We start from the raw sequence: 12,694 nt of genomic DNA, 5'->3' as shown, positions 1-12,694 counted from the left end.
CGGGCGCCCACGAGCTTGTCCCAACCCGCTGGATATGTAGAAGCAGGATTACCTATATGACGAACGCCAGTTGTCTTCAGGCATTGTTCCGACGATGGCGACCGAATTGCGCGTCGAGCAGCGCAACGTAAGGAATCGAGGAATCGAGCGCGTTGAAGTTGCTTGCATTGCGTTTCAGATATTTATTTCGCATGCCCAAATCAGCGAAGCCTGAGCGAGACGGAACGATCTAGTCTCGTTGCGACTGAAAGTGGGCGTGTGCGTCGCACACACGCGCTCCCAACACTGTCAGTCTCCAGAACCGGCTGGTCACGACGCTGTCGCACGGGCATTGCGACGGAACGATTGCGGTGGTTGCCCAAACACACGGAGGAATGCCTCCCGCATTCTACGAAGATCGGAAAAGCCGCTTGCAGCAGCAATTTGATTGACTGTGTGCCGACTCTCCTCGAGCATCAGGCGTGCTGTTTCAAGCCGCAGTCGCTCAACCGCCTTTGCCGGAGTTTGCCCCGTCTCCTCGCGAAACGCGCGGCTAAACTGTCGTGGGCTCAGCCGCGCGACCTCCGCCAAACGCTCGATTGAAAGCGGCTCCCTAAGGTTCTGCTTTGCGTACGTCAGCACTGCCTGAATGCGGTCGGATTTTGGTTCGAGTTCGAGCAACGCCGAGTGCTGTGACTGTCCACCTGTGCGCCAGTGATAAACAACAAGGTCGCGCGCAACCGCTCGCGCCAGGTTGGCGCCGAGATCGTTTTCTACCAGTGCGAGCGCAAGATCGATGCCGGCCGACATCCCGGCCGAGGTCCAGATTAGTCCATCCTCGATAAAGATCCGGTCGTCGTCTACCGTGACAGAAGGAAATCGTGTCCGCAGCTCGTGGGCGTGATACCAATGCGTGGTCACGCGGCGGCCGTCGAGCAATCCAGCTTCCGCAAGCACGAACGCACCCGTGCAGACGGAAGCAGTACGGCGTGCTGTTTCGGCACTGCGGCGCACATATTGCAGCAGTCCCGGCGGCGGTCCGATATCGGCCGGATTGCTGCCCGCAAAAATGACCGTATCAAACACGCGATGGTCTATTGCCTCAGTCAGTAACGCAAGACCGCTTGAGGAGCGTACCGGGCCACCCCGTTCGGACACGTTAAAAACTTCATAAAAAGGCTTGTCGACTTCCACATTCGCGAACTCGAACACCGACTGAGCAGCGAGCGCCATCGAGTAGAATCCGTCGAACACCACGAACGCAATTGTCGGCATGGCTGCCTCCTTACCGGCATTTATACGGTCAATTGGTCGATGCCTGAAAGGACGTATAAACTACGTTTTCCGGACGCGCCGATTCAGGAATGCTCCGACCTATTCGTAGCTTCCGGGACGCATCTATTGGATCGACACATGACGGTCCTGAACGCGGCAACCGGCCGAGGATGTGTGGGAACCGCTTTTTCCACTTCGGGTCATTCGCGTTCGATCAGGTCGAATCTGGGCTGACGTACCGTCTCAAGCGCGAGAACGCCCCTCGGGCGTCAGGTTCCAACCATCTTCAACGCCTTTATCGTTCTAGCAACCCCAAGTATATTTACGACGCGTTTGATGTTGTAGGCCAGCATCCGAAGGCTCATTTCGGTGTTCACTCGCCCCAGCGTTCGGGTCAGGAAGTGAGTAGCACCCATCCAGTGCCTGAGCGTGCCGAAGACATGCTCGACAGTGCTTCTGCGGATGGTCATTACGTCGGGCTTGCGGTCAAGACGACGTTGCATGGCTTCCAGGGCCGCGAACAAGGTTGTGCGCGCCGGAGTCTCCAGGCGGCAACGCGACCGCCGCACACCCACTCTCATAGGAAGTAGGACACGATGACGACGCCTTCTCCGGACTGGACGCCGGCGGGGCTGATCCCGGCGTCCTTGCTACCTTTTTCTGAAGACTACGCGATTGACGAACGCTGTGCCGCGAATCACCTGCGGCGTCTGGGCGGTGTCCGCGGCGCGTCTGCAATAACAGTCAACGGCCATGCATCGGAGGTGAGCGCATGCACGTTCGACGAGCAGCGCCGGATCCTGGATCTGGCACTTGACGAGATCGGCAGCAAGGTGCCCATCATTTGCGGCGTATATTCGCTGACGGCGCGCTGGAGGCTGCGTGCATCGCGCGGGCAGCGGAGCAGGCCGGTGCGTCGGCCCTGCTCGTGTTTCCGCAGCCGACGATGGTAATGGGCGGCGATCAAGGACTGGTCCGAACCGATGGTCCACGAGCGCAATGTGCGAACATTTCAACAGTTCGACCGTCCGGTCAACGTGTTATCGACGAACAGCTCGTGGCTGATGAGCTCGCTCGTGATGGGGTGCAAGGGTTTGCTATCGGGTGCGGGTGCCGGCAGTGTTGTGGCTTCTCAACAGGTCGAACTGTTCGAGGCGGTACAGCGCAACGACCTGGTCGCTGCACGCGCGGTCAACGACCGTCTTTACCCGTTGCAGCAAGCCTTTTACGCGCCGCCTTTTCTCGACATGCACAACCGCATGAAAGAGGCGCTCGTCATCTTGGGACAATTCAGGAGCGCAACGGTAAGGCCACCGCTCTTGAAACTTGACGCCGGTGAAATCGAACGTGTGCGCGCCGCCTTGATCGAGTCGGGTTTGCTTGAGCGAACCGCGCACCCTTATCGGAATAGAAGTTGAATGTCATTTCGACGGCGCGGATTGCGGCCTCCGGAGGATGAAAGTTCGTCAGCATGTGGGGCTGAGCACCCGCCAATCGAGTTGGCGGCATGGCCGTTGTACTCTGGAAGCAGCCGTTGACCTCGCATCAGTCCGAACGTCTGGAGTGGGTCGACTGCTGCCCGACGCGGCCGATCTATGGCCGAGCATGCCCGCCGGTCTACGTCGGGCCGGGGTCGGCCATTTGGAGACGTTGCCGACCTTCGGGCCGTAGCCGCTCTAACGGCCGGTTCTCTTCCGGGAAGCGTCATTGACCGGGTGTTGCGCACCGCTGGGAGAGGCAGCGGTCTTCCTATGCTTGTCCTTGCATCACGAACGTTGCCGACGAACGACGTTTCCGTCTGGAGCCCGCAAACCGGTCAGTCTTGCGCTCAATAGAGCCCGTAACCGACCGGTGGCAGACATATTTTCGGCACGAGCTGCAGGGTCCGTCCGAAATGCTAGTGCTGCAATGCTTCAGCCACTCCGGCGTCTTGCGTCGCTTTTGCAACCGGTGACGCATGGACGCTCGCACTAACCGGTTCGCTGTCCTTGCAGTGCTTATAGATGTCACCGCCCTTCATGACCATCAGGATTCTGGTCGGGTCTTGCATGACTTTCAGGTCCTCCAGCGGATTGCCATCAATGAGGAGGATGTCCGCGTAAAATCCTGGCGCAATCTGGCCGATGCTGTCGGGCTGCATCATGATCTCGCCGCCAAGCTTGGTGGCCGCCAACAGGATTTCCTTGGGCGTCATTCCGATGTACTTCTGGAAGTGCTCGAGGTCACGCGCATTCGTCCCGTGAGGCATCCACGCAAAGCCGTAGTCGCCGCCCGGCAGAATGCGGATTCCCCGCTTGTGCATCTTCTGCAACGTGTCAGCCGCAATTTCGAGTTCGCGCGCATAGCCCATCTTCGTCGCGACTTCCGTCGAAATTCCCCACTGTTCAGCGTGGTAAAGCGTACTCACGAGCCAGCCAATGCCTGGGGCGACAAAGTGCTTATCCTTGTTCGCCTCGAGCATGTCGAGCGCTTCCTCGTCCGCGAAGCTCGCGTGATAGACGAGTTCAATGCCGTGCCGCACGCACTGCTTCACAGATTCAGCGGAGCGCGCATGCGCGGCAACCCGCTTGCCCGCGCGTTTGGCCTCCGCGGTACACATCGCGATTTCTTCTTCGGAAAACGGTGAGGCCTCTGCAGGAATGCCCGCGATATATTCGCCAGACAGGTTGAGTTTGAGATGGTCAACGCCGTATTTGAGGAACATGCGTGTCGATTTGCGCATCTCTTCCGGCCCGCACACGACTTCGCCAAAGCTAAGCTCACGGAACGGGAGGTGCGAAAGCGTGTTGTCGCCCAGACCGCCCTGAACGGTAATTTCCTGGCTGCCTGCGAGATAGCGCGGGCCAGGAAATTCGCCGGCGTTGATTGCATTGCGCGTCACCACGTCGAGGCGCGGCTTCGCAGTTGCCGCGCCGATGGCGGACGTCCAGCCCATCTCCAGATAGCGCTTCGCCACGCGGACGCACCACAGAATATGTTCTTCGGGCGGCATGAACTGGATCGCACTGAGCGACGGCTGGTCATTCCACGAGAAGTGCGTGTGCGCTTCGGTCATGCCCGGCATGAGGAATTTGCCCTTGCCGTCGATGATCTGGAACCCCTCGCGCGATACCGATTCTTCCGCTCGGGAAACGCGCGTGATTCGATCATCTTCGACGAGTACCTCGCCCCGAAAAGGGTCGGTGCCGCTGCCGTCGAAGATGTTCACGTTGGTGAAAAGGATCTTAGCCATGTCTCCTCCATTTCTCCTGGAAGGTGTTAGTTCGCCGTCTTGTAGAAGCTTTGAAGTTCGGCCGTGCACTCGGCCGGCTTTTCAAAGGTAGTCCAGTGACCGCAGCCCGCAAGGACCGTCACCTTGCTGCCCGCGATACGCTCTGCCATGGCCTTGACTGCGGCCGGCTGGCCTACACCGTCCTCATCTCCCGTCACGAGCAGCGTCGGCACTTTGATGTTGTCGACGTTCGCACCCTGCGCTCCGGCCAGCGCTTCGCAGCTCTGCGCATATCCTTCCGGTGTTTGGCGCATCACGCTTTCGCGTACGAGCGCCACCGTCACCGGGCGCTGGGCCTTGGTCTCCGCGCTCGTTGCACCCTTAACGATTGCGTCCGCCACTTCCTGCACGCCGACGATGCCCTTGTCCCGGCACAGTGCGGCGCGTGCCTTCATTCCGTTGCGACCGGCTTCTGGCGGTTCAATCAACGGACCGAACAACGCGAGACTCTTCACCAGGTCCGGATGCTTCAGAGCAAGGTGTTGAGCGACGATGGTGCCCATCGAGTGCGCGACGATGTGCGCCCCGGACACCTTGAGCTCGCCAAGAACAGCGGCAATTGTCTGAACGTACAGCTCAATGGACAGAGGCTCCGACGCGAGTTCCGAGCGCGAACTGCCGGGCAGGTCAAGGCGGATGACCTTCATGCCTTCGAACGCGGGCAACACAGGCGTCCAGTTATTCGAGGAACCTGCCAGACCGTGGATACACACCACCGGTTGACCATCACCATCAATTTCCACAACCACGTTTTTGACCAAAGTCGTCGTCATTCACCCACCTCGTTTTCAAGAACACCTACGTTTTCGATTTCGATACGAACCACATCGCCCTTTTGAAGGAATCTGGGCGGTGTGAACCCAATACCGACTCCTGCCGGAGTACCCGTCGCAATGACGTCACCCGGCTGCAATTCGATGCCAGCAGAAAGGGTCTCGATAAGCGTTGGAATGTCGAATATCAGTTGCGATGTATTCGAGTTCTGACGCAGTTCGCCGTTGACCCAGCACTTGACATCGATGTTTTGCCCATCGACTTCGTCTGCAGTGACCACGTACGGGCCCATCGGGCAGAAGCCGTCCAGCGACTTGCCGAGAAACCACTGACGATGGAGCTTTTGCAGGTCCCGCGCGGTAAAGTCGTTAATCACTGTGTAGCCGAACACATGGTCCATCGCGTTCGCTTTGGAGATGTTGCGGCCAGCCTTACCGATAACGACGCCAAGTTCGGCTTCATAGTCGAGTTGACTGGTAACGCTCGTGTGGCGAGGAATCTTTTCGCCAGGACCTATGATGGCCGACGCCGGCTTTGTGAAGAGCACAGGCGCTTCCGGCGCGTGCCCACCGTTTTGCGCGCTGCTATCGAAGCCCGAATTCTGAAATTCCGCGGCATGCTCGTGATAGTTTTTGCCCACGCAGAAGATGTTGCGGCGAGGCTGGTCTATCGGAGCCAGCACTTCAGCACCGCTCAAAGGTGTGCCGGACGTCTTGGGCTTCAGGTCAGCCTTTAGATCTGGATATTGTTGTACCAATTGGACCATGTCACCAGAGAAACCAGGCACCAGTGCACCTATGCTCCAGAATGTCTCCGAGTCCGAATCTACAAGGGCAACGACCTTCTGCCCAGCCACTCGTAAGTTTGCAAGCTTCACTTCTCACTCGTTGTTGGTCCATTTGGTTGCGATGTGGTTCTACTGTAGAACCATATTGGCACATATGCAACTGGGGGGTAAACCAATGTTTTCACCAATTGGTACCGTTTCGCGTATAATTACTTCAACGGTCAGGAGGGAGAGCAAAAGAATGAGCGACCTTGAAAGTGGTGGCAGTACGGTTCGGGCGGCCGGCGCGAAGTCCTTGGCGGCGTATCTGGACGAAGAAATCAAGTCTGGTCGGCTGGGCGACGGGGCGAAGTTGCCCGCGGAGCGTCTTTTGAGCGAGCAGTTTGGAGCGTCGAGAGGGGCCGTCCGGCGGGTGCTTCAGGATTTGAAAGAGCGCGGATTGATTTCCCAGGCCGTCGGAAGCGGCACGTTCGTGCGACCTGGCGCTGCTAGCACGTTCCCTGTGAGAATTCGCGAGCAGGAGGAACCCCCGCCAGAGGCCCAGACGAGTCCTGCTGAACTGATGGAAGCGCGACTGCTAATCGAGCCGCTGATGCCACGCCTCATCACGCGTAATGCGACGGGCGCAGATTTCGCGAAGATGATTGAATGCATCGAGCGCTCGGAGGCCGCGCAGACTATCGAGGAGTTCGAGCATTGGGATGGTCAGCTCCACCGAGTTTTCGCACTTGCAACGCATAACTCTTTTTTCCTAAAGATTCTGGAGTTGACTAATCGCGTGCGCGAGCAAGGCGAATGGGGGCGGCTTAAAGCGCGCTCGCTGACTCCAGAACGTCGCAAGGAATATGAGGCCCAGCACCGTGAAATCGTCGAAGCCCTTAGAGACCGCGATACGGATGCAGCAGTGAAGGCGCTTACTGGGCATCTTGTTCAGATTCAGCACAACCTCTTTGGCTAGAAAACCTGGCGCCAATACATGCTCCGTCGGCACCGTAACGATGGCGCACACAAGTCGTGAAAGGTCTGCGTGAGCACGTCCTGCCACTGCTGGTCGAGATGGCGGGCATCACGGGAGTCCATCTTTGCCTGGCCGATGAGGCTGTCAGCAAGCTAGAGAAAGCGGAAAAGCGGGCACGTTCGGAAGGCACCCAAGTGCCGACATGGATCGTGCTAGTAAGGATGCCGCGCCGACCGCGTCCGTTTAGCGGCGGACGCTTTCAATGCCGGACTCGCGGCTTTGCCCGGCGTCGGCCCAGCAACGCCTACTTCGACGCTTTACCAACTTGAGTACACGCGTTGCAAGACGTTGTGGACCGCGGGGTGACGCGTTGTTTTTACGTCTAGAAGCAACGGGCAGCGGCACTACCCAGTCCTGCCAACGCCCACGCGCGTCGCCCTAACGGGTCAGACTATCTCCGACAGGCAATCACGGCCTCAGCCAGCCACGGCTGATCGGCCATGCGAACAGCGCACGATAGAGCGTGACCACCAGATCTGTCATCGCCGTGCCGCCCGTTTGCCACAGCCGCGCAATTGCCGCATAAGCGATGCACGCGACGGCCACTGCCCCGATCATGTCGAGCGGAAAATGCACGCCGAGAAACACGCGTGCCCACGCGACGACGACACCCACAACGAGCGTCAAGCCACCGAGCCAGCACATCCGGCCGAAGAGCAGCGGCAGTGCGATGCTGGCAAAGAGGGTGGCGTGATCGCTTGGGAACGACGAATCGGGCACATGCGCCAGGAACGTGTGGCCGAGCCCGATCATGAACGGGCGGGGGTGCTGCCAGACGAGACCGATCAACTGGTTGACGCCGAGCGCCAGCAGCGCGACACAGCAGGCACGCAGCGCCAGCTCGCGCCGCTGGTGGTCCCCGGAAAGCCACATCATCACCAGCATGAGGGGGACTAACCAGATCAGATAATTTGCAGAGACGAGCGCCGTGCTGATCAGCCATCCCGGCGTTGCCGGCGTGCCGTTGATCATCAGGAAGAGCGCGTGGTTGAATGCTTCGATGGTATTCATTGCGTCGTTTTGTGCTGAAGATGAAGAGTGCGTCAGCCGCCGTGCGTCTGCGGCTGCGTCTGCGGCTGCGGCGCTTGGCTACACATGACAAGCGGCACCGCAGCGAGCGCGCCCTGCTCGCGAGATTGGACACGCCGAAAGCGGCCGTAGGGTAGTGCGGCGAAACCTTCCCGGCGCAGGCCGAGTCTTAGTCCATTGCCGATCAGCGGATCGTCCTTGGCCCCAGCAGTATTCGCATCCGTCGTCATCCTGTTCCCGCCGGTTCCGTGACGCGGCGTCGCAAGCTTACCGGCCGGAAGGTTAACACTGCATTAAGGGGGGACACCGCGCAGCGTCGCCTTCACTCTGGCTTCAGCCTCGGGTCCGTAGACTGCTTTCTGTCGCGACCACGATGTCGCCCGTACAAGGAGAACCAATGAAGGAGCTCATTGTTGCCTGCCTGACCGCCACGTCCGCCGCAGAGGCTCACGCGGTATGCACAGGCCCGGGTGTCGAAGCGACGGTCACGACGGTCCAACAGCTTCGCGACGCAGGCAGGGAAGACCAACGCATCGCACTGCGCGGCCATATCGTGAAATCCATCGGCGACGAAAAGTACCGGTTCGCCGACAGCACGAGAGAGCTCCCGGTCAAGATCGACCACAAACACTGGCCGGCCGCACAGCCGGTGAATCAGACGGGCACCATCGAGCTGACGGGCAAGTACGACAAGGAAATCGTCGGCGCATCAAAGGCCAAGGTCTATGACATCAAGGTGGTGCAGTAATGGTTGCCGGCCCCCTGCACACGTCTCGGCTGTTTGCACGGGAATGGGCGACGGCGCCCTGGTCGGTCGGCGCCATCTGCCCGAGCTCACGGCGACTCGCCGCGCGCCTCGCGCGGGAGGTGCCGGCAGGCAACGGTGTGGTCATCGAACTCGGTGGCGGTACCGGCGCGGTCACGCACGCGTTGCTCGAAAGCGGCGTGCCAACCGACCGGCTGATCGTCGTCGAGCGCTCCCCTACCTTCGTGCAGCATCTGCGCGGGCGATTCCCGGATGTGCCGGTCATGCACGCCGACGCTGCCCGCCTGGCCTGGTGCCTGCCACTGGACCTGCGCGTCGACGCGATCGTGTCGTGCCTTCCCTTGCGCTCGTTGCCTCATCGCGAGGTGGATGAGATTGTCGACCAGTGGCGGCAGGTCTTGCGTCCTGGTGGTGTCGTGATTCAGTTCACCTACGATATCCGACCGGACCGGAACGTCGTGAATGCCGGTGGGATGGGCGACTTTGTGATGCTGTCGAGCCGGATCATCTGGGCTAACCTGCCGCCGGCCCGTGTCGTGACGATGCAACTATGAGCGGCACAACAGGCGGCGGGAGCACCGCGCACCTGCATTGCCAGGACTACCCTTCTTCCGCTTCCCGCACGACGAGCGGCGGTAGCGGGCAGCCGAGCGTATCGCAGATGGCGCGGAGCAGCTCCGCTTCGCGGACGGTGACCTGCTGGTTTGCCAGGATGCAGGCCGCGCAGGCGGCGACGATCCGGCGCTTGATGGCTGGGACCGATTGATTGAGCGTTTGCAGGGCCGCGTCGAATCCGGCGAGGGAGCATTCTTCGCGAGGCCGCAAGCGGTAGGCGTGCTCGCCGCCGATGTAGCCGCGCATGCCCGCATCGAAAGCCCGCGCGGCCTGGTCGGTTTCCGGTTGGCCTTCCCAGGCCAGTAGCGCCAATACCGTTGCCACCGGGTGCGCGAGGCTCTGCAGGGAACTGCGCATTGCACGCGCCGGGCGCTGCGGGAGGAATTGGGCGTCGAGATGGCGATGCAGTACACAGCGAAGCGTGTACTCGAACAAGCTCAGCCGCTGGTCGGCGATCATTAGCATCTCGACCTGTGCGCGGAATGAATGATGCTGCCGCGGCGACATCTGCCGCAGTGCTGGCAGGCTCAGGTCCAGAAGGGGCAGCCGATGCGTGTCCGGCAAAGCCTGGACAGGGGCGATCAGCCGCAGGGTTTCGGCAAAGTCCTGAGGCTCAGCGCCGGCTTTCAGCCGGCTCAGCTGGAGTTCCCGCAGGTCCGACCCCGGGTCCATGAGGAGGGCGTAGACCAGGGCGCGAGCACTGAACGGCTCCTGGGCGGCGACCCGGAGCACGTCTGGCATACCGTCGTGTAACCCCTGCGCATAACTAATCAGTTCCGGATCGATGTGGCCGACCCGGGATGCTGTTTCGTCGGCGAGCCCCAGGACCGGCACCGGCACCTGCGGAAGCCCCGGTAACGTAGGAGCCCCGCCAAACGGCGGGGCATGGCTGGGCCGGGGGCCTTCAGGTTCTTCCCGATCGACACCTACCGGCCGCACCTCCGGGAACCGGCCGTCGAACTGGGGATTGAGACGGCGGATGCGCTCGACGAGGGGCGGGTGGGTAGCTAGCATTCCGGCGAGTCCCTCGCCAGCGAAGGCGTTGGCGAAAAACATGTGACCGGCCTCTGCGGCTTGGGGGTTGCCGATGCGTGACCCCTCAGCCAGCCCACCGATCTTCTTTAGCGCCCCGCCGATTCCGTCGGGGTTGCGCGTGAACTGGACGGCACTGGCGTCGGCCAGGTACTCGCGCTGCCGCGACACCGCCGCCATGATCAGCCGACCGAAGAACGCTCCCACGAGGCCCAGCACAAACACGCCCAGGCCCAGCAGCACCATGCCGCCCTGGGCATTCTGCCTTCCCGACGAGCGTCCTCTGGAAGAGAACATGAGGCCGCGGCCGATGATGGACAACACCATGATCCCGAAGATCAGGCCGATTAGCCGGATGTTGAGTCGCATGTCGCCGTTGAGGATGTGGCTGAACTCGTGGGCCACCACGCCCTGGAGCTCGTCGCGGGTCAGGTAGTCGAGGCAGCCCTGCGAGACGGCGACCACGGCATCTCCCGGAGCGTAGCCGGCCGCGAAGGCATTGATCCCGGGCTCATCCAGAACATAAACGGGGGGTACCGGCACTCCCGCAGCGAGGGCTATCTCCTCGACGACGTTGAGCAGCCGTTTCTGCCGCGGGTCGGTGGTCGTGCCGGGCACCTCCACACCGCCCAACATCAGGGCGACGGCCTGGCCGCCGGAAGCGAGCTGGCTCACCTTGAATGCGCTGGCACCGCCGACCACAAGGCCCACCCCCAGCGCCGCGAACAGGAGCATCTCCGGCTGCCACCAGGACACGGGCGCGTGGGCGTCATACGTGCTGAGCGCCACTAGCAGCCCGTAGACCAGGGCGATCAGTATCAGGATCGCCAGGACGAAATAGACCACCAGCTGAAAGGTCTTGCGTCGGGCCGAATCCTGCTGCTGAAAGAAATTGGTGGTCACGGTCAGAGCGGCTTGGGGAGCATGAGACGCATAGAGCGATGCGGTCCCGGCTTACCGGAACGACACCTTGGGCGCTGCACGCTCGGTCTCCGCGGTTTCCAATAGCGTCGCCTGCTTGAAGCCGAACATGCCGGCCACCGTAACCGCCGGGAACACCTCGCGCCGGATGTTGTACTCGGTGGCGGCATCGTTGAACGCTTGCCGGGCGAAGCCGACCTTGTTCTCGGTCGAAGTCAGCTCTTCCTGCAAGGCGAGCATGTTCTGGTTGGCCTTGAGGTCCGGGTATGCCTCGGAGAGGGCAAAGAGCCGGCCCAGGACGCCGCCCAGCTGAGCCTCGGCCTGGTTGAACCCCTTAATGGCCTCCGGGTCGCTGGGGTTGGCGGCGACTTTCTGCTCGGCAGCCATCGCGCTGTTGCGGGCCTTGATGACGGCGTCGAGCGTCTCCCTCTCGTGGCCCATATAGCCCTTGACCGCTTCGACCAGGTTCGGAATCAGGTCATAGCGCCGCTTGAGCTGCACATCGATCTGCGCGAAGGCGTTCTCGAAGCGCTTCCGGGCAACCACCAGCCCGTTGTAGATGCCCATTAGCCAGAGCGCAAGCAACAGCCCGATGCCCAGGAGCACGAGCAGGGTGACAATGACGGGACTCATTGGCCGTGACCTCCGACGAGAGCACTGCTGGTTTGGACCATCGCACGACTATGGAAACAGGATAAACGAAATGGCGTTCAATTCAATCAAGTCGCCGCTAATCCAGTTGCGGCGAAGCCAGAACAGCATCGCCGGTCGAGTCGGTGCATGTATTCAGTCGTCCCGCCGATCCGCCGGGAGATTATGGTTAGTTATCGTCGATCTGGCTAACTGGTCACGAACTCGACCTGACGATATGTGCTTTTCGGGTCAAACTGTCAAGGTGCGCGTCGATGCCTCATGACCCGCGCGAAGAACAATGCGGTTGCGCTCGAACATCTCCGCCCAACCTTTGGGCGACACCATATAGTCGCTGCAATCGCCATACTCGACGATCGAGTCGCTGAAGATTTCGGAGCCGCGATACGAAAAAGCCTCGAAACCTGGCTTGTTCGTCGCGAACAAATCGAACTGCGTGCGCGGCAGAAGGTAAGCGCCCGGTCATCCCATCTTGAGTCACGGTGAAAGTCTTGGGAGCATCGTGTTCACTTAAATAGGTGGACACGTGAACACTATTGAAGAAGCAGCGGCACCTAGCCGTCGACGACGCCGGCG

Annotated in this window: 12 protein-coding genes and 1 pseudogene; 5 read left to right on the top strand and 8 right to left on the bottom strand. The window is 60.8% G+C overall.

Going from position 1 to position 12,694, the window contains the following annotated elements; genetic code table 11:
• Positions 1–309: 309 nt before the first annotated feature.
• Both AB3X96_RS33525 and AB3X96_RS33520 read right to left on the bottom strand, forming a co-directional pair.
• Positions 310–1,254, bottom strand: coding sequence for a GlxA family transcriptional regulator (locus tag AB3X96_RS33525; protein WP_368593039.1), 945 nt, complete (start codon positions 1,252–1,254; stop codon positions 310–312).
• Positions 1,255–1,523: 269 nt separating this feature from the next.
• A pseudogene (locus AB3X96_RS33520) lies at positions 1,524–1,772 on the bottom strand (transposase); the annotation flags it as partial.
• 78 nt (positions 1,773–1,850) lie between these two features.
• On the opposite strand from AB3X96_RS33520, the gene AB3X96_RS33515 reads away from it, so the two are divergent.
• Together AB3X96_RS33515 and AB3X96_RS33510 are read left to right on the top strand one after the other, a co-directional pair.
• Positions 1,851–2,207 carry a dihydrodipicolinate synthase family protein gene (locus AB3X96_RS33515; RefSeq protein ID WP_368593038.1) on the top strand — a complete coding sequence of 119 codons (357 nt, stop codon included), beginning with the start codon at positions 1,851–1,853 and terminating at the stop codon, positions 2,205–2,207.
• A 9-nt stretch (positions 2,208–2,216) separates the two neighbouring features.
• Positions 2,217–2,672 carry a dihydrodipicolinate synthase family protein gene (locus AB3X96_RS33510; RefSeq protein ID WP_368593120.1) on the top strand — a complete coding sequence of 152 codons (456 nt, stop codon included), beginning with the start codon at positions 2,217–2,219 and terminating at the stop codon, positions 2,670–2,672.
• Positions 2,673–3,151: 479 nt separating this feature from the next.
• On the opposite strand, the gene AB3X96_RS33505 is transcribed toward AB3X96_RS33510, so the two are convergent.
• The 3 genes from AB3X96_RS33505 to AB3X96_RS33495 are packed head-to-tail and all read right to left on the bottom strand — an operon-like array spanning position 3,152 to position 6,176.
• On the bottom strand, positions 3,152–4,486 hold the full coding sequence (locus AB3X96_RS33505) for an amidohydrolase family protein (RefSeq protein ID WP_368593119.1): 1,335 nt from the start codon (positions 4,484–4,486) through the stop codon (positions 3,152–3,154).
• Positions 4,487–4,512: 26 nt separating this feature from the next.
• Positions 4,513–5,298 (bottom strand): alpha/beta fold hydrolase, encoded by a 786-nt coding sequence (locus AB3X96_RS33500; protein WP_368593037.1) that lies wholly within the window; start codon positions 5,296–5,298, stop codon positions 4,513–4,515.
• Positions 5,295–6,176, bottom strand: a complete 882-nt coding sequence (locus AB3X96_RS33495) for a fumarylacetoacetate hydrolase family protein (RefSeq protein ID WP_368593036.1) — start codon at positions 6,174–6,176, stop codon at positions 5,295–5,297. The genes AB3X96_RS33500 and AB3X96_RS33495 overlap by 4 nt, the downstream gene beginning before the upstream one ends.
• Positions 6,177–6,327: 151 nt before the next feature.
• Here AB3X96_RS33495 and AB3X96_RS33490 point away from each other — a divergent pair, with 151 nt between their 5' ends.
• The gene (locus AB3X96_RS33490; RefSeq protein ID WP_368593035.1) at positions 6,328–7,044 is read left to right on the top strand and encodes a FadR/GntR family transcriptional regulator; all 717 of its coding nucleotides are present in this window, start codon (positions 6,328–6,330) and stop codon (positions 7,042–7,044) included.
• A gap of 468 nt (positions 7,045–7,512) precedes the next feature.
• Here AB3X96_RS33490 and AB3X96_RS33485 read toward each other — a convergent pair whose 3' ends face one another.
• Entirely contained in the window at positions 7,513–8,115 is a 603-nt protein-coding gene (locus tag AB3X96_RS33485; RefSeq protein ID WP_368593034.1) for a phosphatase PAP2 family protein, read from the bottom strand.
• Positions 8,116–8,530: 415 nt separating this feature from the next.
• On the opposite strand from AB3X96_RS33485, the gene AB3X96_RS33480 reads away from it, so the two are divergent.
• Both AB3X96_RS33480 and AB3X96_RS33475 read left to right on the top strand, forming a co-directional pair.
• On the top strand, positions 8,531–8,881 hold the full coding sequence (locus AB3X96_RS33480) for a NirD/YgiW/YdeI family stress tolerance protein (RefSeq protein ID WP_368593033.1): 351 nt from the start codon (positions 8,531–8,533) through the stop codon (positions 8,879–8,881).
• Complete coding sequence (locus AB3X96_RS33475; RefSeq protein ID WP_368593032.1) at positions 8,881–9,453, top strand: class I SAM-dependent methyltransferase; 573 nt, start codon at positions 8,881–8,883, stop codon at positions 9,451–9,453. The genes AB3X96_RS33480 and AB3X96_RS33475 overlap by 1 nt, the downstream gene beginning before the upstream one ends.
• Before the next feature lie 46 nt (positions 9,454–9,499).
• Here AB3X96_RS33475 and AB3X96_RS33470 read toward each other — a convergent pair whose 3' ends face one another.
• Both AB3X96_RS33470 and AB3X96_RS33465 read right to left on the bottom strand, forming a co-directional pair.
• Positions 9,500–11,449 (bottom strand): M48 family metallopeptidase, encoded by a 1,950-nt coding sequence (locus AB3X96_RS33470; RefSeq protein WP_368593031.1) that lies wholly within the window; start codon positions 11,447–11,449, stop codon positions 9,500–9,502.
• A 51-nt stretch (positions 11,450–11,500) separates the two neighbouring features.
• Positions 11,501–12,100: a LemA family protein gene (locus tag AB3X96_RS33465; RefSeq protein ID WP_176379792.1), complete on the bottom strand. Its 600-nt coding sequence runs from the start codon at positions 12,098–12,100 to the stop codon at positions 11,501–11,503.
• Positions 12,101–12,694 lie beyond the last annotated feature (594 nt).

Source organism: Paraburkholderia sp. BR13439 (assembly GCF_040948805.1).
Classification (GTDB): domain Bacteria; phylum Pseudomonadota; class Gammaproteobacteria; order Burkholderiales; family Burkholderiaceae; genus Paraburkholderia; species Paraburkholderia youngii.
The sequence above is the reverse complement of the archived record's forward strand: the minus strand, read 5'-3'. Positions and strand labels throughout refer to the sequence as shown.